General features: G+C 42.2%; 21 protein-coding genes. 10 read left to right on the top strand and 11 right to left on the bottom strand.

Features of this window, described 5'->3' with window-relative positions; all coding sequences use genetic code 11:
- The first annotated feature begins 22 nt into the window (after positions 1–22).
- The gene (gene gloA2 / locus QWZ04_RS09995) at positions 23–406 is read left to right on the top strand and encodes an SMU1112c/YaeR family gloxylase I-like metalloprotein (protein WP_290327509.1); all 384 of its coding nucleotides are present in this window, start codon (positions 23–25) and stop codon (positions 404–406) included.
- Positions 407–442: 36 nt separating this feature from the next.
- Here gloA2 and QWZ04_RS09990 read toward each other — a convergent pair whose 3' ends face one another.
- Positions 443–1,186, bottom strand: a complete 744-nt coding sequence (locus QWZ04_RS09990) for a phosphatase (protein WP_290327507.1) — start codon at positions 1,184–1,186, stop codon at positions 443–445.
- Between the two features lie 216 nt (positions 1,187–1,402).
- Between QWZ04_RS09990 and QWZ04_RS09985 the strand changes: the two genes are divergently transcribed.
- Positions 1,403–1,723, top strand: a complete 321-nt coding sequence (locus tag QWZ04_RS09985) for a heavy metal-binding domain-containing protein (protein ID WP_290327505.1) — start codon at positions 1,403–1,405, stop codon at positions 1,721–1,723.
- A gap of 75 nt (positions 1,724–1,798) precedes the next feature.
- On the opposite strand, the gene def is transcribed toward QWZ04_RS09985, so the two are convergent.
- The 9 genes from def to QWZ04_RS09940 form a co-directional block, all read right to left on the bottom strand.
- Positions 1,799–2,314: a peptide deformylase gene (gene def, locus QWZ04_RS09980; RefSeq protein WP_290327502.1), complete on the bottom strand. Its 516-nt coding sequence runs from the start codon at positions 2,312–2,314 to the stop codon at positions 1,799–1,801.
- Positions 2,315–2,502: 188 nt separating this feature from the next.
- Positions 2,503–2,814: an AzlD domain-containing protein gene (locus QWZ04_RS09975; RefSeq protein WP_290327500.1), complete on the bottom strand. Its 312-nt coding sequence runs from the start codon at positions 2,812–2,814 to the stop codon at positions 2,503–2,505.
- On the bottom strand, positions 2,815–3,552 hold the full coding sequence (locus QWZ04_RS09970) for an AzlC family ABC transporter permease (protein ID WP_290327497.1): 738 nt from the start codon (positions 3,550–3,552) through the stop codon (positions 2,815–2,817). It abuts the gene before it with no gap.
- A 69-nt stretch (positions 3,553–3,621) separates the two neighbouring features.
- Complete coding sequence (locus QWZ04_RS09965) at positions 3,622–4,452, bottom strand: helix-turn-helix domain-containing protein (RefSeq protein WP_290327495.1); 831 nt, start codon at positions 4,450–4,452, stop codon at positions 3,622–3,624.
- 225 nt (positions 4,453–4,677) lie between these two features.
- Positions 4,678–5,196, bottom strand: coding sequence for an NUDIX hydrolase (locus QWZ04_RS09960; RefSeq protein WP_290327493.1), 519 nt, complete (start codon positions 5,194–5,196; stop codon positions 4,678–4,680).
- Between the two features lie 130 nt (positions 5,197–5,326).
- The gene (locus QWZ04_RS09955) at positions 5,327–6,259 is read right to left on the bottom strand and encodes an exopolyphosphatase (protein WP_290327491.1); all 933 of its coding nucleotides are present in this window, start codon (positions 6,257–6,259) and stop codon (positions 5,327–5,329) included.
- A 374-nt stretch (positions 6,260–6,633) separates the two neighbouring features.
- Positions 6,634–7,530, bottom strand: coding sequence for a YdcF family protein (locus tag QWZ04_RS23540; protein WP_290327489.1), 897 nt, complete (start codon positions 7,528–7,530; stop codon positions 6,634–6,636).
- Positions 7,531–7,577: 47 nt separating this feature from the next.
- Positions 7,578–10,325: an ATP-binding protein gene (locus tag QWZ04_RS09945; protein WP_290327487.1), complete on the bottom strand. Its 2,748-nt coding sequence runs from the start codon at positions 10,323–10,325 to the stop codon at positions 7,578–7,580.
- A 199-nt stretch (positions 10,326–10,524) separates the two neighbouring features.
- A complete protein-coding gene (locus QWZ04_RS09940; RefSeq protein ID WP_290327485.1) occupies positions 10,525–10,974 on the bottom strand; it encodes a GNAT family N-acetyltransferase in 450 nt (149 codons plus the stop codon).
- A gap of 163 nt (positions 10,975–11,137) precedes the next feature.
- Here QWZ04_RS09940 and QWZ04_RS09935 point away from each other — a divergent pair, with 163 nt between their 5' ends.
- Positions 11,138–12,244, top strand: a complete 1,107-nt coding sequence (locus QWZ04_RS09935; RefSeq protein WP_290327483.1) for a mechanosensitive ion channel family protein — start codon at positions 11,138–11,140, stop codon at positions 12,242–12,244.
- A gap of 77 nt (positions 12,245–12,321) precedes the next feature.
- Here the strand turns inward: QWZ04_RS09935 and QWZ04_RS09930 are convergent, their stop codons facing one another.
- Positions 12,322–12,522 (bottom strand): YtxH domain-containing protein, encoded by a 201-nt coding sequence (locus tag QWZ04_RS09930; RefSeq protein WP_290327481.1) that lies wholly within the window; start codon positions 12,520–12,522, stop codon positions 12,322–12,324.
- A 216-nt stretch (positions 12,523–12,738) separates the two neighbouring features.
- On the opposite strand from QWZ04_RS09930, the gene QWZ04_RS09925 reads away from it, so the two are divergent.
- From QWZ04_RS09925 to QWZ04_RS09895, 7 genes are all read left to right on the top strand, one after another.
- Positions 12,739–13,557: a phosphate/phosphite/phosphonate ABC transporter substrate-binding protein gene (locus tag QWZ04_RS09925; RefSeq protein ID WP_290327479.1), complete on the top strand. Its 819-nt coding sequence runs from the start codon at positions 12,739–12,741 to the stop codon at positions 13,555–13,557.
- 8 nt (positions 13,558–13,565) lie between these two features.
- Positions 13,566–15,197 carry a sensor histidine kinase gene (locus QWZ04_RS09920; RefSeq protein ID WP_290327477.1) on the top strand — a complete coding sequence of 544 codons (1,632 nt, stop codon included), beginning with the start codon at positions 13,566–13,568 and terminating at the stop codon, positions 15,195–15,197.
- 26 nt (positions 15,198–15,223) lie between these two features.
- A complete protein-coding gene (locus QWZ04_RS09915) occupies positions 15,224–16,576 on the top strand; it encodes a response regulator (protein ID WP_290327475.1) in 1,353 nt (450 codons plus the stop codon).
- Between the two features lie 9 nt (positions 16,577–16,585).
- Positions 16,586–17,506 (top strand): sensor histidine kinase, encoded by a 921-nt coding sequence (locus QWZ04_RS09910; protein WP_290327472.1) that lies wholly within the window; start codon positions 16,586–16,588, stop codon positions 17,504–17,506.
- Positions 17,507–17,603: 97 nt separating this feature from the next.
- Entirely contained in the window at positions 17,604–18,137 is a 534-nt protein-coding gene (locus QWZ04_RS09905) for a YaeQ family protein (RefSeq protein WP_290327470.1), read from the top strand.
- Positions 18,138–18,255: 118 nt separating this feature from the next.
- Entirely contained in the window at positions 18,256–18,792 is a 537-nt protein-coding gene (locus QWZ04_RS09900; RefSeq protein WP_290327468.1) for a hypothetical protein, read from the top strand.
- 129 nt (positions 18,793–18,921) lie between these two features.
- Positions 18,922–20,025, top strand: coding sequence for a DUF3541 domain-containing protein (locus QWZ04_RS09895; RefSeq protein ID WP_290327467.1), 1,104 nt, complete (start codon positions 18,922–18,924; stop codon positions 20,023–20,025).
- Positions 20,026–20,044: the final 19 nt, after the last annotated feature.

Genomic DNA, 20,044 nt, shown 5'->3' with positions numbered 1-20,044 from the left:
ACATAAAAGGACAATACGCACTATGTTTAAACGAATTCACCACGTCGCGATTATTGCCTCTGACTACCAACGATCGAAGACATTTTATACCCAGATTCTAGGGTTGCGTGTTATCGCCGAGAATTATAGAACGCTTCGCAAATCTTATAAGCTGGATTTGGCTTTACCCGATGGCAGCCAGATCGAACTGTTTTCTTTTCCAAATGCGCCTATACGGCCATCAACTCCTGAAGCTCAAGGCCTGAGACATTTGGCTTTTGTGGTTGATGACGTAGAACACACTAAACGTGAGTTGGAAGCGAAAGGGATTGAGGTAGAAGCAATCAGAGTCGATGAATTCACCGGAAAAGCATTTACGTTTTTCAAAGACCCTGATGACTTGCCGCTGGAACTCTATCAAGCATAGTTTTTTACAAACTAGACTTTTTACAAGCTAGGCTTTTTATAAGTCTGCGTATTCTGTAATGGGCTCACGACCACGAAGCTGCAAAAATTGCAAAAACTGCCTAGGGCTATGAGTAATCACTTTATCGGTAGGCATGTCTATACGATCTAAAAGCGATGCGACCAGATCTAACTTCCCAATATAAGTGCAGAAATGAGCATCAGATCCGGTGGTAATATAGGCCCCTATTCCTTTTGCAACTTCTGCTATTTGTTCGCATCGGTTTTCACTACCAACCCGGCTCGTACCGGTTAACGAGGTATTGTTAAGCTCTATAGCAACGTTATGCTCCTTTGCCACGGAGATGACTTCATGGAAATCAAAATCGAAATTTGGGTTTCCCAGATGACCTAGAGCATCAACACGACCTGACTTAATCGTGTTAATCAGTGCAAGAGTATGTGCTTCGGAACTTGATGGTTTGAATACGGGTTCATGGAAACTGGCGATCACCCAATCTAAGTTTCGATCAACACTCGGATGCAAATCGACTTCACCATCTATGTTAAGAATGTTGACTTCCGCACCACGAATTATCGCAACGCCTTCAAGAAAACGAGGTAATACTCGTTGGTTACTGAAAAACCAGTAATGAGGAGCACCGGGCATAGAATCAGTATGGTCTGTGGTACAAAACATCTTAATCCCTGTTTCTGACGCTGATTTTGCATTTTCAATCAATGTGCTATAAGCATGGCCACTTGCGTAAGTGTGCGTATGGGTGTCTACCAGAAGTTTCATTGTTCGCCCTTTAAATTCGAAACGTCAATTCCTCATATTATACACAAGCAGGCTCACTGGTGGGTAAAGATGAAAATGATTATATCTAACAACTCATTTCTCAAAATTAGAACAACCCTGCAAACTCTTGAACAAACATGCCTTTCGAATTGTGGGTTATTATACGTTTAGAGTAGAGTCAATCAATCGATAGAGATCATGTCATTGAGAGGACTTATGATAATAACAACGACACAAAGCATCGACGGGAAAAACATCAGCCAATATAAAGGTGTTATCGCAGGAGAAGCGATTCTTGGGGCTAACCTGTTTAAAGATTTATTCGCAGGTATCCGAGATCTCGTCGGCGGTCGCTCTGCCACTTATGAGGCAGAGTTACAACGAGCAAGAGAGATAGCACTACAAGAATTAGAACAAAAAGCACTAGAGCTTGGAGCAAATGCAGTCGTCGGAGTCGATATTGATTACGAAGTACTTGGGCAGAAAAATGGCATGTTGATGGTCTCTGCAAGTGGTACAGCGGTCGTTGTTTCTTAAATTTCTGCCAATATAAACTAAAAAACGCAAAGTAGCGGCTACTTTGCGTTTTATTACGTTTCATAGAGCAATGCGTTAAGCTTTTTGCTTAGCCATCGCTTTTACGTATTTCTTAACTTTCTTCATTGCCATGTTGCGTTTAAGCGGAGAAAGGTAATCGATAAACAAGTTCCCACTTAGGTGATCAATTTCATGCTGAAGCGCGATGGCTAGGAATTCGTCATTTTCAATTTTTACGTCGTTACCTTCGCGATCAAGGCCGGTAACAACCACTGAAGTAAAACGCTCAACCTCAGCGTAATAATCTGGAACCGAAAGGCAGCCCTCTTCACCTAGTTGCTTGTTTTCGCCACTCACCACTTTTGGGTTAATCAGAACCAGTGGTTCATTGCGTTCGTCAGACAAATCAATCACGATTACCGCTTCTTCACGGCCAACCTGAGTGGATGCCAGGCCAATACCATTGTCTGTGCTATAAAGCGTGTCTAACATGTCATCGATCAGCGTTTGAACCGTTGAAACATCAGCGACATCTTTAGCGTTAATTTTCAAGCGCGGATCGGGTGCAGTAAGTACTTCTAAAACAGCCATGGTTTTCCTAAATAACGTAAAATAAGCACGCTTTCTAAAGGCGGAATACGGCCTTTCGTTAGCGTAATTATGTGGTAATCAAAATATTGGCGCTGATTATCCAAATACTTGACCATTGATGTCAAGTTTCTTATGTCTTTCTATGCCGTATGTTTAACGCACAGCCTCACATTTACTGTGAATTACGGTTAACCCGTTAGCTTTAAGCACAAGAAAAACGCCATGCCTAGCAACGTTGTTAGCAATACGTTCTTCTTCCAGACGGAAAGCGCAACACAAACTATCGCCGCTAACACGTAAGGGCTTGTCACTTCAAAATTTGGTTCTCCATCAGGTATAAACACGATCGGTGCCCAAATGGCGGTAAGAACGGCAGGGCTGGCGTAACTTAAAAATCGCTGAGCGTTGTGGCTTAACCTGAGAGGAACTCGGGGCTCGATGAATAAATATCTGCTGGCGAATACCACCAGTGTCAACGCAAATATCGTGAAATAGACCATTTACCCTTCCCTCACTTTTTCACAGCCATAACCCGCCATCATCGCAATCACACTAGAAAGCACCAAGCCTGATTCCAACTCAAGGTAAGCAAAGTAAACCGATAGCACAACGGCAACACTAACAGACACAAGAATCGCAATGTTTTTGATAAGAGGTACAACAATACCAATAAACGTCGCGGCGACGGCAAACTCTAAACCATAATCCGTTAAGTTAGGGATGAGGTTCCCGGCAACAATGCCTGAAAACGTTGCCAAATTCCAAATAACATAAAAGCTAAAACCAGCGCCAAACGCATACCATGGCTTAAATTCTTTGACTGATTGATGACCACAAAATGCAAATAGTTCATCGGTTAACAGAAACCCTAAGACGAGCCGCCAGCGCAAAGGCTGTATACTGAGCTTGTCTCGCATTGTTGCACCGTATAAGAAGTGCCGAGAAGTGATGAAAAACGTAGTGAGTAACATCGCACTTAACGTGGCTCCTGATTTTATCATCCCCATCGCTACCAATTGGGCTGCGCCAGCGAAAAGAACCAATGAAAATGCCTGCCCCTCGAGCGCAGTTAACCCAGAATCAATGGCAAATGAACCAGCCAATATTCCCCACGGTACAACTGCAATGCTTAACGGTAACATTCTTAACGCACCCTCTAAGCAAAGCTTAAAGCGGGATTCTTGTTTATCGCTTCTTTTTTGGGGCCTACTTTGCAGATGGCGACCTTCTTGTTTCATTATGGTTCCTAAAAGTGGATGGAAAAGAATCAGAACATAAATATTGCAATCGAACTTGTACAAAATTGCTCACATACTCTTGATGTAATCACCTGGCGTGACACCAATCGCTTTTTTGAAATGGCGATGAAAATGGCTTTGATCGTGGAAGCCTGCTTCCAGTGCTGCATCGGAAATTTTGAATCCTTTTCTCAATAGCCCTTTAGCGTACCGGAGGCGTGATTGTATTTGATAAGAATGAGGAGGCAGGCCAAATTGTTTTTGGAAACAACGAACAAAATAATAGGGGCTTAGATTTGCTAATTTGGCTAGGTCTTCAAGGGATACATCCGCTTGGGGAAAATCATCAAGAAATTCTTTTACAATGATTAAAGTGTTCCCTTGCCTCTTAGTAGACAAGTCAGCTTTTTTCTTACCGTGCCTTTGAATAAGCATCGACAATGTTGCATAAACTAAGCTTTCTCGAAGCAAGCGATTATGATCTTCTTTAAGCGTTTTGAACAGCAATCGAAGTTGTGCCGCTAAATGAGGGTCATGAACAACGGGTTCTGGAAAATAAGGCACTCGATGTTGGGCTTCGTCTAAATACAGGGATTCAAAGTGACAGGGTAATGGGTACATCGCTTTATATGACCAGCCATAATCCGTTGCTGAATGTCCATTATGGACTTCTTCCGCATTGACTAAGATGATGCTGTCTTGAGGAGCAATATGATTACCACCGGTCCGGAAGAAACGTTGGGCACCCTGCTCTATCACGCCCACCGTAAACCCTTCGTGACTATGTCTAGAAAAGTTTTGCTTGTTGTAGCTTGCGTCAAGTAGCTCTAACCCTCCCAATTCCTTTGCTATTTGGAAATCTGCCACTTCGCCGCGCTCATTATCCTTTTTCGTGACCATTCATCCCTCTATGTCGCAGTGATTATACTCTTTCAGTTATCACTACTGCCTTTTTAGCACATCATCCAATGATTGTGTTGTACAAACTTGCTCTATGTAATCTTAGTACTTATCTCTTAAGTTTGTCGCGGCCAACATTTTTAACTCTAAAACCAGAATCGTGGGATAAAAAAAGCACCGGAAAGGTGCTCATAATAGGCTAACAGATGTGGACTTTCGATATCGTTAAAGCAACTCTTTGGCAATCAAATGCAGTAAATAGGTTTCGCGTTCTATGCTCATGCCCTTTTTATCACTCTCTGCGATGGTTTTTTCATTGTGAGCGATGGCTTCATGAATGTTAATCCAAATAGCTTTCATGCCATTTTTTATTTCATAATCTTCGTAGTTGGTTTCACCCATCTGCTTATCCGTTTTGCAGGTATAACAATACGACACCATGTGCATCACATCTGCATTGTCTTTATGCCACGGACGAAACTCTTCATAAATGCCGTAAGGCGCAATTGCGTGAATGTTTTGTGCACCTGTTTCTTCTTGTAGTTCGCGTACCATGCCGGCGATAACGTCTTCATCTTGGTCCAAGCCACCACCAGGGATCGAGTAGTCATGATAGCGTTCAGTGTAAAGCAGAAGTATGTTGTCGCCATCTAATACGATAGCTCGTGCTGCTTTACGTTGAATAATGGTTTTGTTATCAAGATGGTCAATATCTGGATGGGTGGTAATACGTAGATGTCTCATAATACGGCTTCAATTCATGGTAATTGAGCGCAGTGTAATAGGACTGGTGAATAATGGAAAGAGAGAATAAAAAATGCCTTCGAAATTTGTTCAAAGGCATTTGCGTATAAATGGAATCTAGCGCTAACAACTAACCATCGGCAGTGATGGCGTCGATCAATTCTTGCTGCACTCGCTCCGAGTCGGATTCTAGTATCTGGCAAGTACCTGCGGCTTGGTGACCGCCACCATTATATTTAAGCATCAATTCGCCAACGTTGGTTTTAGAACCGCGGTCAAAAATTGACTTGCCTGTTGCAAACACGACATTCTGCTTTTGGAAGCCCCACATTTTGTGAATCGAAATGTTGCACTGTGGAAATAGTGCGTAAATCAAGAAGCGATTACCGGCGTAAATGACGTCTTCATTGGTTAAGTCCAATAACACAAGGTTTCCGTGAACCGTTGCATTTTGTTGTATTTGCTCAGCGAATTTTGTGTTGTGATCTTGATAAAGCTCAATTCGTTCTTTAACGTCTGGCAAGTCTAAGATCTGTTCGATTGAGTGATTCTTACAGTAGTCGATAAGATCCATCATCAAGTTGTAGTTTGAGATTCGAAACTCTCTAAAACGCCCTAACCCAGTCCTAGCGTCCATCAAAAAGTTAAGTAGGTTCCAACCCTGTGCATCTAGAACTTCATCACGCGAAAATTGAGCCGAATCTCCTTTATCGACGGCTTCCATCATGCCTTGCCATTCTGATGGGAACGTATCAAAGCCTCCATAGTATTCCCAAACCACTCTTGCCGCAGAAGGAGCATCCGCATCAATAATATGATTTTCCAATCCATCCTTATTACGCAAGGTTTCAGATAGATGGTGATCGAAAATAAGGTGAGCATTTTCGACGTAAGGCAAATTAGTTACAATATCATTACTTGTGATTTCGACTTTTCCATCTTGCATGTCTTTCGGATGCACAAACTTAATATCGTTAATGAGGTCTAGCTTTTTAAGTAATACAGCACACACCAAACCGTCAAAGTCACTTCGGGTAACCAAACGAAACTTATTCTCAGACATTATTCTTCCTTTAACCTGTCTCAATACGAAAATCATTCATCTAACAAATGATATAGATTTGACATGATATCACTATTCATAAATGCAATATTGTCTATAGTGACTGCCAAGAAAACAATCATTCTCAATTTGAAAGCACAGCGAGTCGGCCTCCATACTTTAATATAGACCGATTGGCTTTATTTTTCTGCAATCATCGTAAGAATTCTTGATTAGATCACTGAAATTTCAGTTTTTTGGAGCCCACAATGAAAAATCTATCCTTGTAACCTCAATGAGTCTTTTAGCCCTATCCACAACGCATGCATCTGCTAACGATTTGGCATCGAAGGCATCTACGTGTTGAGTGATGTGACAGAAATAGGTCAATGGGGCTACTTCCACCAGCGTGAGTCGGGATCTGTTTCAGGGTCAAGTAACCGATTTAGCATGGTCAAATTAACATCCAACGTTGCAAGCCAACTGACGATATCACTACGTGGCTTATCATGAGCGGTTGATTCGACGCTTTGCTTTAATAGAGGCATGATAGAACGGACCACCGTGCATTTATTCGCAAAATCATTGGCTAACTCGATGTTATCAACCTTCGTTAAAATGGAATCTACACACTCAAAAGCATTTGATGCTACACGCAGGGGTTGGTGCCTAACTTCCTCAATTTTCCTCGTAAAACTGTTTGCTACTACACCTTCTAGGTAAACTCTGTATGTGGTTAACGCCTCTATCGCCAAAAATAATTCAGCTTGCATTGTTTTTGTAGGATAAGGCACACAAACATGCCGCTCCAATTGATACGGGATATTAAGCCGCAGTCCTGAACTCAAGCATGTAGCCTTGAGTGTCTTTAACAGGCCTTGTTCATCCAAATAATGTTGAATCTCGAAGATCCGCTCTAGGTGATAGTCGTTGGAGACAAACGTGACTTGTACTGCGCTATTCTCAAGTATCAAATCTGACTTGATGAGCTCTATAGCTAAATGACGAATATTTTCAATGGTGCTGGTAGAAAGCTGTTCTAGTAACACTGGGATATGATCGGCAAGTAAGTTGTAAGCGCTCGCTTGATTCAGATAATACTCGTACATCACCTGCGCTTCTGAGCGTGTTTGCCTTGATGTAACACCACCACAAAAGCCAATAACCGTTTTCTCCATATTATTAGTGGCGATGTAATCAATGAGTGCATTTACCCTTGATCTTCCCTCTGCGGTCAGTTTGTCTTTTTGAAGGCGTTTTCCAAGTACGATGATCAGATGTTCAATTTTCATTACTCTGTTTTTACTCTTTCTATTTGAGGGTTTTCTGATGAAGTCGGCTAAGAAACCGCCTTATTCGCCGTTGCAATTTCACTTAAGCAGCCCAGTAATTTATCAACTTCTATGGGCTTTGCCATGTGATCATTACAGCCACACTCAATGACTCGTATTTTGTCTTCGGGCATCACATCTGCTGTGAGCGCAATAATTGGCAGTACGTTGAGAGGGTAATCTTCTCTTATTTTTCTGGTCGCTTGGTAGCCGTCCATTACTGGCATTTGTATATCCATCAGAATGACATCAAATTTATTACTCTTAACTAGGTCACACGCCTCTTTACCGTTAGAGGCCAATACTGGATCCATACCGGCTCTCTTTAATATGGCTTGGATCATCATCTGATTCACTGCGTTATCTTCGGCAACCAGCACACGTAAGCCTGAAAGGTCATGAGCGTCGTTTTCACTATGATAAGTCTCTTGCGCCGGAGCCTGATCGAACCAACAATTGACAATAAACTCTGAGCCCTGCCCCTCAATGCTTTTTGCCGAAATGTTCCCACCCATTAAGCGTGCGAGTTCACGAGATATCGTCAGCCCCAGTCCTGTGCCACCAAAGCGACGAGAGGTCGATGTATCAGCTTGATTAAATGCTTCAAACAATTTCTCTAGCCCCTCGCTCGATATACCGATACCAGTGTCTCTCACAGTGAATTCAATTAGACTGCGCCCATCTTTTTGGATCTTCTCGTTTACTTCAAGAGCAACCTCACCTTGGCCGGTAAACTTGAACGCATTGCCACATAGGTTGATCAGTATTTGTTCGATTCTTGTTGGGTCGCCACAAAACCAACCATCCCACTTCATGTCAGACGATACGGTCCAATTGAGCTTTTTCTGTACGGCACTTGATTCGAAGATCACTTGTAGCTGGTGCAATATTTGATTCAAGTCGAATGGAATGGTCTCTAACGTCAGTTTTTCCGCTTCAATCTTGGATATATCTAAGATGTCATTAACAATGTTTAGCAAGGTTCTCGATGACAATTCGATTTTTTGTAGATAGAGACCCACTTCCTCTGGCTCGTCAGAATGCTTAACCAACGAAGAAAAACCAATGACAGCATTTAAAGGGGTTCGAATTTCATGGCTCATGTTGGCCAAAAATCTACTTTTAGCTTCGCTGGCTTGTTCTGAAAGTTTACGGGCGAGCTCAAGCTCTTTGGTCCGAACCTCAACCATTGTATCCAACGCGATTCTTCGGTTGTTAGAGATAAGAATGAATAAAACGAGGAATGTGACCACTGTAAACTGCAACAAAATCATGATACGCGTGGATTCTTCTTGATAGTGAAGAAGAAAGTTGTCTCTTGCGACTAAGTTCATGCTCCATGTACGGCCAGCCATTTCTAAAATGATGACTTTTAGGTTGGGTTCGTCTTGTAGACTGAACGTTGGCTCTTGCGTATTTCCAAGGAAAACCTTGTCACTGTCCTGCTCTACCATTTCGTACAAAAATAAACCCGGCGGTACTTTTTCCATTGCAACATCGATCATCTGCTGTACGAGAAAAATTCCCGTTGCGTAACCTACTAACTTTCTTTGTGGGATGGACACATCATTACTCGATGCCCGTTCAGGCACGGCAAAGACAGGGGCAAATAACAAGAAACCAGCTTCACTCGACTCAGATTGAACCAATTGAATGATAGGAGTTGCAAGCGGTCGGAATAAGGAATCCGGTTTAGAGAGCACCGATTTGCGCGATGGGTTTGAATACACGTTAAAACCGATTGCAGCTTCATTCCCTTGCTCTGGTGTGATGATTTTTACAGCGACTAAATGGTCTTCAGCCTTAAGAGGTTCACCTTTTACTTTGATCTCTCTGCCGTATAAATCCGCTAACTGTTTTTCAAACTGGCCGACTTCAGCCTGTGACAGAATAACATTCCAAGACATCCCTTTAATGGCTGATTGCTCTTGCATTAGACCTTTGGCAAAGACTTCAAAGTCACGCTTACTAACGTAGGGGCTGTTTTGAATAAAGCTAGAAAGGGTTTGAATATGAGCCAAGCTTTTATTAATTTCACGGTATAGGCTGTTCTCGATCAGCTTAATTTCGTGTTCAACCATATTTTTTGTCGTTTCTCGGCTGTTTGATGCAAGATAATGACTGGTCATGGTCACCGAGAAGAACATGATGGCCGTAGTTAACATGATGGCAGCACGGGCTTTCTTTATTTGAATGTCTTTGGAAGAGAAATTGAGCAAGCAAAAAAGCAATAACGTGCCAAGTAATACGCCTAACGAATCACCCAACCACCAATTCATTACATTGTACCAATAGCGCTCTGCACTATATTCAATGTTGTACGCACTAAGAGCCATTACTCCAATGTTAGAAGATATTAGGTTCGTCAGCAAACCAATTATGGAGACAAAGAATAATGAGTTAAAGTCGGAGTTTGAGTCTAGTGGGTTACCGAGCCAACGGCGCAAAATTGAGCCGCCAACGATGCCTTGAAGTGATGCTCCTGATGCAATGATAAACACTTCTCGCCAATTATCCGCAACTAAGTGAGCAAGGTCGTGATTAGATAGATTGAACGCCATGGACGCAAAGAAAATGGCAGGAACGAATCGCCAAGACCAGATATAACAACCAAATAGGCCGACGCCAGCAGGTAACCAAACCGAGACAACCTGCGACTGAGTTAAGAACTCAGACAACACAATGCCACTAACAAAGTAACCTATAGCTAATCCCCAAAACCAAATCACCAATTTTTTTGACGAGGGATTAATCATTAAACCGGGTCCTTTTAGGAAAACGCTAGCGTTAGGTATATAAAATCAGTCTGATATTAACAAAGCATAGCATGTGATAACACGTGGCCTCAATATTTCAACGCCTAACCAAGTGTTTGCGCAACGAATTTGTGATAGCGGTACAACCAATGAGACTTAGGCGATGTACAAGAATAAGTTCACTAAGAAAAACGCAAACTTAGACAAAGCGTAAGTTCTTAGTATCTTGAAGTAATCGCTGCACTTTTTGACCAAAAGCGATACCACCGTCACTGGTGTAATGCGATTTGTCGCAAAATGCCGTTACTTCTCGGCGGTTTCTTAACTCGTTAAGCGCGTGGCAAACAAACATCTTGGCCAATGTGTTGGCTAACCGTCGTCCTCTGTAGTCTGGACGAATGTATATATAGTGTATTTGAAAGAAATAAACACCCTGCCCATCATTTCTTGGGCTTTGCACAACGTCCGTCCAAAAAGAACAATAACCGATGGGTTGCTTGTGATCGTCAAGCAGTGTGTGCACGTGAAATAGGTCATGCTCTATCGACTGTTTAAAGCGCTTACTGCACACTCCGGATACATCATCAAATGCGTGAGTCGTAATATGTTTTGCTGCAACCGGATACCCCACCGAATTAATACACACCATGATTATGCTCATTTTCCTTTATGACGCTTATTACAAGTGTTGCTTATTTATGCCATTTTTCAAATTGAAATGGGAAGCGTATCCGGAAAGTGGCGATTTTTATTGAGCGATAGCTTGATTCGCCTTACAATTTTGAGTCAATTTTTAGGAAAATAAATAACCTATGGATGCTCTAATCAGTTACCTGCGTAACGATATCTTTCTGGTGCAGCAATCTTGGTTCAGTGATGTATTGCTTATTACTGGGCTAAGTTTTTGTATATGGATTGCTTGGCGAATTATCTACTCTCGTATTGATACCCTAACGGAGAAAACGGTTAACAAGTGGGATGATGCCGTTGTTCATGCACTTAAAACCCCCATCAGTACGCTTATTTGGTGTTGGCCTGCTATCTCATCCATTGGGCATATTTTACAAACCTACGTCGACAGTGAACTTAATTGGTTAGGCTCAATACAGATGCTGTTTTCAATCGCGATCGCTGTCTGGATCGTATTTCGATTGATTAACAATATAGAAACTGAAATGCTCGAACAGAGTCGTCACGATGAAACAACCGTTCAAGCCATCGCCAAAATCGCCCGCCTTGTTTTTGCGTTACTGGGGCTACTCAGTATTATGCAAAGTTTTGGTCTGAGTTTATCTGGCCTACTTACCTTTGGTGGTGTGGGTGGTTTGATTGCCGGTTTGGCGGCTAAAGATCTGCTGTCTAACTTTTTCGGCGGCGTGATGGTCTATTTCGACCGTCCATTTAAAGTTGGTGATTGGATTCGTTCGCCAGATCGTCAAATAGAAGGGACTGTTGAGAGAATTGGCTGGCGAATGACCGTCATCCGCACGTTTGATAAACGCCCTTTGTATGTACCCAACTCGGTCTTTAGTAATATCGTGGTTGAAAACCCATCACGAATGAAGAACCGCCGCATTCTCGAAACCATTGGTCTGCGCTACAACGATAGTGCGAAAGTTGCTTTGATTATCAGTGATGTCAAAGAAATGCTGCAAAACCATCCAGACATAGATGCCAAACAAACTTTGATCGTCAACTTCAATAGTTTTGGGCCGTCTTCATTGGATTTCTTCATTTATACCTTCACTAAAACGGTTAACTGGGTGAAATTTCATGAAGTAAAACAAGCGATTCTATTAGACGTGATGGCCATCATCAAAAAACACGACGCAGACATCGCATACCCAACTCAAACCGTTAACGTCAACCATCTTCAAGGCTTAACTTTAGCCGAAGAGCACCCTTTGAACCCAAGTTAGTATTGGACTAACGGGTATAAAAAAGAGCCTCTATACTTAGATGGCTCTTTTTCTTTGTATAATAGATTAGTAATTTATTAATTTAGCGTCTCAGATACTTTGTCTGCTAACTCGCTAGCAGCTTCAGTCATGTTATCCGCCGCATCTTTTAGGGTATCAATATGCTCCTGAGCACTTTCTACCTGATCACTGTTGATCACATCTTTAATATCATCGCTGTACGTAACGCCAACATAAACACCCAACCCAACAAGCGCGATAACAATGTACTTAATCATGTTTTTCTTTCCCTTTTACAAAACTAGCAGTTATTCAGTCAATTTTGCTAAATACTTAAGCCGCGAGTCTAACAAGATATCCACCAAGTGTCAGCACCGTTAATTCCTGAAATGCAATGCACCTCATTGCATTTATCACAGTGCTTACTCGCATTCTGCGAACGATTGTCTACTCTTTGAATAATAGAGAATTAATTACGCGACTAAGGATGGGTTATGTTAAAAGTAGCAGCCGCAATAATACTGGGTATCTTCGCAACTAACGTAACCGCGGAGGACATCAGCTTTGGCATTGTGCCACAACAAAGCGCAAAGAAATTGGCGTCTAAGTGGGGGCCTATTTTCAAATACCTTAACGACAAAACCGGCCATCAGATCACGTTTGCGACGGCGAAAGATATTCCAAGTTTCGAGCTTAGATTATTGGAGGGCCAATACGACATGGCCTACATGAATCCTTATCACTTTACCGTTTTTAACCAAAAACCTGGATATCAAGCGTTCGCAAAACAGAAAGACAAACAGATAAAAGGCATCATCGTCGTGCCAAAGGATAGCCCAATTAATGAGTTATCTGAACTAAACACCAAAGTACTTGCGTTCCCCTCGCCTGCAGCGTTCGCCGCCAGCGTACTACCCAGAGCGAAACTGGAGCAAGATGGCATTAATGTGACGCCGAGCTATGTTTCATCTCACGACTCTGTTTACATAGGCGTATCAAAGGGCTTCTTTATTGCTGGTGGCGGTGTATATCGTACCTTTGGCAACGCTGACCCCGAAGTAACAGAACAACTTCGCGTTTTGTGGGAAACGCCGGGATACACCCCTCATGCGTTCGCATCAAATCCAAATTTGGACCCAACCGTGGTGAATGATATCCAACAAGCGATGCTCAATATGAATACTGACCCAGAAGGGAAAAAGTTACTTAAATCCATTAATTTTAATGGCATAGTGACCGCTCAAGATTCCGATTGGGATGATGTTCGTGATCTTGAAATTAAACTTTTACAGCCGCTTCTTTCTAAGGAATAGGTGTTACATTGTCACTTAGACTCAAAACCATTTTGGGCATCGCTGTCATCGAGGCCGTTTTATTGGCTTTGTTGTTGGCGCTTACGCTTAGTTATCTAGAAACAACCAACTTTGATGGTTTGACCAAGCGTGGTGAATCCACCGCAAAACTCTTTGGATCTACCGTTAAAGATGCCGTGTTGTCTTGGGACTTTGCGTCATTAGAAGCTTATACATCCGAACTGATGACCAATGCAGACATCGTTTACGTTCGAGTAATAGACAAAGAAGGCCGACCATTGTCCACAAGAGGGCCAGATGAATTTGTTAATAACTATCATAAGCCTGAACAAAGCGCAGAGTGGGTGACCGATGGTATCTACGATGTATCTTATTCAATTCAGGAATCTGGTATTCAATATGGGTTAGTTCAAATTGGTTTTGATATGTCGGCGCTGAATAAACAAATTAATCAGGCAAAAAAATGGAGTGGTTTGATTGTTGCGGGTGAAATGGCGTTAGTTGCCCTATTCTCCTATGTTTTAGGGGCCTATTTAACACGTCGTTTAACTCACCTTGAAAGAGCTACTCAGCAAATTGCCAGTGGCCGCCGAGACATTAGCTTGGCAGATCATGGGCACGATGAAGTTGCTAACGTCGCTAAGGCTTTCAATAACATGGTTACTAAACTAAGTAAGTCTGAACGCGCATCCGTCAGTTACCAAAAACAACTCGAGTTAATGAATGCGTCGCTTGAAAGCAAGGTCAAAGAAAGGACTCAGGAATTAAGGGCTAAAAACGTACACCTAGAACAAATGAACGTACAGTTAAAGGACACCCAAGCCAGGTTGATACAGTCTGAAAAGCTCGCTGCAATAGGGACGTTAGCTTCTGGCTATGCGCATGAAATTAACAACCCGCTCGCGACAATAAACAGTAACTTACAATCAGCCACTCAATATCTGGCTGATTACCAAAACCTAACGTCTGAGATCAAACTAAAACTTGCGCAACCAACAACTGAAATCCACGATATTACTCCCCTGCTTAACAATGACGATTTCACGTACTTACAGCAAGACTTTGTCGAATGCTTAGAAGAATCTCAAGAAAATGCAAAAAGGATTAAGTCGATTGTCGCAGGATTGAAAAACTATTCTCACTTTGAGAATTCAACCATGTCCCATGACGTGAACATCAATGAATTGGTTGCGCTGGCTGTCAAAGAAAGTGAATTGACACTAAATGCAGACCTTAACTTGAACATCACTTTCGGTACTGTCTCCCCTCTTATTGGGAATCCAACAGAAATTCAGCAAGCCATTGTATATGTTATAAAAAATGCACACCTTGCCACGAAAGACCAGTCGAATTCAAAGATTGAGATCGCGACGAGTCAATACGACAACTTCGTCACGATGGAGATCAGTGATACTGGCTGTGGCATGAATAGTGCTAACCTATCAAAAGTGTTCGATCCATTTTATACCACCCGTACTTTTGGTGATGGGTCTGGATTGGGCCTGACATCAGCGAAAAATATAATCGAGAATCACAACGGGAAAATTGAAATTGAAAGCGTCGAAAACATAGGCACAACGGTAACGTTTTCTCTTCCAGTAGAGACAGACTTAGAAATTGCGTTTCGGTCAGAAACTTAAATGCCTAACGTTAAGTGAGCATAGAAATGAGCGGTCAAACTCGCCTTGATGCTGGAATAGAAACAGAGACTTTGGGAGAAGCAATGGACGTTTCGCTAAATAACTTTATAGACAAACCCAAGTTACTGATTTTGGATGATGAGCCGGATATCGTAAAGGCACTAACACGAGTATTACGAAAGGACTTTGAGATTTCAGCTTTTGTATTTCCGCTGGAAGCACTGGCGTATTTAGCCGATAATGATGTCGACATTATCCTATCCGACATGCGAATGCCTAAAATGGATGGCGCAGAATTTTTTGCTCAGTCTAGAAAGACACAACCACATGCTATTCGGGTTTTACTCACAGGCTACGCCGATGTAGAAGCAACCACCAGGGCAATCAACGATGGAGGCGTTAATAGCTACCTCACTAAACCTTGGGACAATAACAACCTGCGTTTTTCGCTGTTGCAGTCTGCATCTTTGTTCACGCTGCAATCAGAAAAGAAAAGACTTAAGGCTGAAATTGAACAAAAGAACAAAGAACTTGAATTAGCCAATGCGACATTAGAAGACAAGGTCGCATCAAGAACAGAAGCACTAAGAGCTTCCTTTGCTAAGCTTAAATCGACACACCAAAGTCGTTCGGCTTTGTTCCGAGATATTTTGTCTCTGATTACAACGCTAATCGAATACCGAACAGATATCGATGCGCACGATTTAGAACGCATTGCCTATCAATGTAAGCAAGTGGCTATCTTAATGGGCTTAGATGATGGTGACATCAAGCAGACGTATATGAGTGCAATCATGCACAAGTTGGGCTTAATTGGCGAAGACCCGAGTGCTACCAGCAGTCAGAATTTCGCACAATCTCACATAGCACCGACCAATAACCCACTCACTGCCCATGAAATAATTTCAAACATGACTCGATTCAGCGCGCTTGCTAACTTAGTCAAGTATCAAGATGAAAACCTCGATGGCACAGGCTATCCCGATCATATCAAAGGTGACGATATCCCAACACCATCGCGTATTATTCGCGTAGTTAAAGACTATGATTTTATGGTAACCAATAGCAACAAATCGCTAACGAAATCCCCTGCCGCTGCAATGAACTACCTTGAAACACACTGTGGCACCATCTACGATCGCAGTGTACTCACGCAATTCAAAAAGGTACTCAGGGACAGGCCACAAGATGACGTCCATAATATCGTTTATTGTGTGAGTGTTAACGACTTGGCCGTTGGCGTTATCATCAAGCGCGACGTGGTATTACCCAATGGTACAACAATGTTAACCCAAGGCAGTGAGATTAATCAGTCTACTCTTGAACGACTAAGAGAATACGAATCCAATCATCGCACCGCATTAGCCTATTTTATCTAGGAGCATGATATGGATGACAAAAAGCCAAACACCGACGTTGACTATAAACAGTCCTTCTACGAGCAACAGGAAATATCAAAACTGCTTGAAGAAAAACTAAGATTGCTAGAAGAAAAACTGTATCACAGCGAAAAATTGGCCTCTATGGGCTACGTTGCGGCTGGTGTTCATCACGAACTGACCAATCCGCTGAGTGTCTCTACGGCGAACTTCCAGTTGATCAAAGATCAGGTCAATGAGTTGCTACAATTGGATACACTCGCATGGCAGATCATAAGTTATGGTGCGGTGAGAGAAGAGTACCTCATACAACATCAGCTGATGTGTGAGAACGATGGGGTTCAAGAACTAAAGGATTTACTGGTAGATACAGAGCAAGGATTAATGCAAGTCGCCGAAATTAATGACAGCATAAAAACCTTATCAACCACTCATCATGATAGTAGACCATTGTCAGACATCAACCAATGCATTGCCAGTGCACTAATTGCCGTTAAAAATGAGCTAAAATATACAATCACCGTACACCAAGAACTTGAGTCATCACTACCACTAGTGCCCTTTCACTTTGGTAAAATTCAACAAGTATTGGTCAATTTGTTGGTCAACGCCAAACAAGCCATTTCAACGGATCCCCTTAGCGGGCAAAACATATGGATACGAAGCTCGATACAAACCGAGTGTAACGGCCGATACGTCGAAATTTCGGTTATTGATGACGGTATTGGGATCACACAAGAAATACAGAGCAAAGTATTCGATCCATTTTTCACTACTAAAGAAAATGGTGGGGGAACGGGCCTTGGGCTTGCCATATCTAAGAACATCGTCGAACAACATAATGGCGTTTTGCTGTTGAAAGTTGAAGATCCGCAATTTACTCAATTGATTATACGCCTACCGATAGAATGTACATTAAATAACCAGTAAAATATTGATAATACGAAAAATAACTCCATCGACATTTCCCCTATTCACATAGAACTGTCGTACAATGGGCTCACTATCACCTAAGCAGACAAATACAGTGGCTCTTAAACCTACCATTTACAAATTTCGTATCACATTAACGGATATGAATCGCGACTATTACGACTCCCTTAGCCTTACTATTGCTCAACATCCTTCTGAAAACGAACAACGAATGATGGCGCGCGTATTGGCATTTTGTATCAACGCCCATGAAGATCTGCAGTTCTCTAAGGGACTATCTAACATTGAAGAGCCAGCCGTTTGGTTGAAGTCGTTGGACGACCAAGTTCAATTATGGATTGACGTTGGTGAGCCCGACACTGAGCGCGTAAAGAAAGCAACTCGACAAGCAAAGCAAGTGCATGTCTATAGCTTCAATACTAAGTCCGATGTTTGGTGGAACCAAAACAAAGGCAAATTTGGTATGCTAAAAGCTGCAGTAACCCGTTTTGATTGGGAAGGAATCAGCGCCATGTCCCAACTATTGACCCGCACCATGGACATGTCAGTCATGATCACAGGTAACTCTGCATACGTAACAGCAGATAACGGCGATTGCGAAGTAACTTGGGAAACTCTACAAGAATAGAGATATTGAGCCAGATATATAAGATAGTTGATGGTAAAATATCTTGCCATCAACTATCTTTTCATAAATAGCGAGATAGCCCTCGCCGAACGACTAACATGTTAAACAAGGATTTATTTTGACCTCTTTGAGTGATTATTTTGATCAAGCTGGCTTAGGCGAGTTAAATCTGAATCCACAAGATCAGACCATCTATCAAGAATTGTGCGAACGCTATCAAACCACGTTTAATAACGCCTGTGAACACAACCAAGATAAGCCCAGCTTTCACATGTTACTAGGTACGCTCACTCAAGCTCATATCCAACTGTCTTCGCAACTAGAACACCACCTTCAGTCACTACTAAAAATGCAGCAAGCCATTACAGAGGGCGTTGGCGAAGAACATGCAGACAAGTTCAAAAATACGGCCACCGTCGAGTTACTCATGCTGACCAAGCTTTGGGTACTGGTGCAAGGCTATTTAAAAATGGATTTTAGCCTAGCCAATGACCACGCTCTAAACTCGGCCAAGCTTGTTAATAACGTACTCGGCGCCGATCCTGATATTCTAAGAACCGGTATAATGCAAGCATTTTACGTCGGTCAAAAAGCCAGCCCTATTCCAGATAAGGCTCCCAATATTTTCGATAAGTTGAAATCATGGTTGAACTAACTAATAATAAACAATACGCTATTCAACCTAATAGCTAACAAATTACGTACTAAAGCCTGACATTACGATGACGGGAACGTGTTTTGACTGCCGTACTATTAGAAAAATTCTTCTTGATCGTAGGTAGTTATGTCCTCCATCTCGTCTCGATGTACTGTTAGTGCATTAGTCCTTTCGTTATGTTTACCGGCCTATGCACAAGACCCAGTTGCACTGCTTACTGTCACACAACCTATTAGTTACTCCGATTCCGCAAATATCATCAAACACACCTACGAAACACAGCTCTATACCTTGCCTCCTTTTAAAGAGGGGCACTATGGTTTAAGAATGTATAGGCAAACACAAGATCCCAAATACAAATCGGCGATTTGGTCAGACATTGCGCGTGTTGCTGATAATCTGAACAAAATTGCTGATCAGACGTACACCGATAAGCAAATTCACGCTTATTCTATTAATCGCCTCTCCGGTTACCTTGATGAAACCGATGAACGAAGCTTGCGTCGATTTAATGCAACGGTAAAAATGCCTGAATATGTCTTCTTAGGTGTGTCTCTATTGGGCTCGATGGCTCGCGCCAACGAATATGGCCTTAAACACCGAGAAGATGAAAAGCTCAGAGCTATTTTGCAACGACATGACTTTACTCCTTACGTGACAAATCAAAAGATGATTAAAGCCTGGGCTGCTCAATTAGCAAATCAGGTGTTTTGGTTGCAACAGTTAGGGGAACAAGATGTTGTAGAGCCTTTTATCAATGCTTTTCGAGAAACCTACCCAGATAACTTAGACACTTCACTGACCAAGCAGCAATACAGTAATAAGGTGTATGGGTTAACCCATATTATTTTTGCGGATTCAGGCTATTATCAACACCCGATTAACGAGAAAGAATACCAGTGGTTATACGACTATCTAAGAGAAAACATTGATACTATCATCAGCAGAACAAAAGAAGACGTGATTGCCGAAGTGGGCATTGCATTCCTGCTAGCAGGGTTAGACGATGACCCCGTAGTAGAAAAGACAAGAAAGCACATTCAAGCCTCGATAGATAAAGAACACGGGCTCATTCCATCAGAAACCGGTGATTTCGGCCTAGTGTATGGCGAGCATCGAAACGTCTTAGCCGTAATGCTACTTGACTGGCAAGGCGCACACGCCGTACCTAACGTCACGAACAATCCTAAAATCATCACGAATGCTCCGTATGGGTTAATAAAGAAATAACGTCGTCGTAATTTTTAAG

The organism is Vibrio tapetis subsp. quintayensis (assembly GCF_030409945.1).
Taxonomy (GTDB): domain Bacteria; phylum Pseudomonadota; class Gammaproteobacteria; order Enterobacterales; family Vibrionaceae; genus Vibrio; species Vibrio quintayensis.
This window is presented reverse-complemented; position numbering and strand designations above follow the sequence as displayed.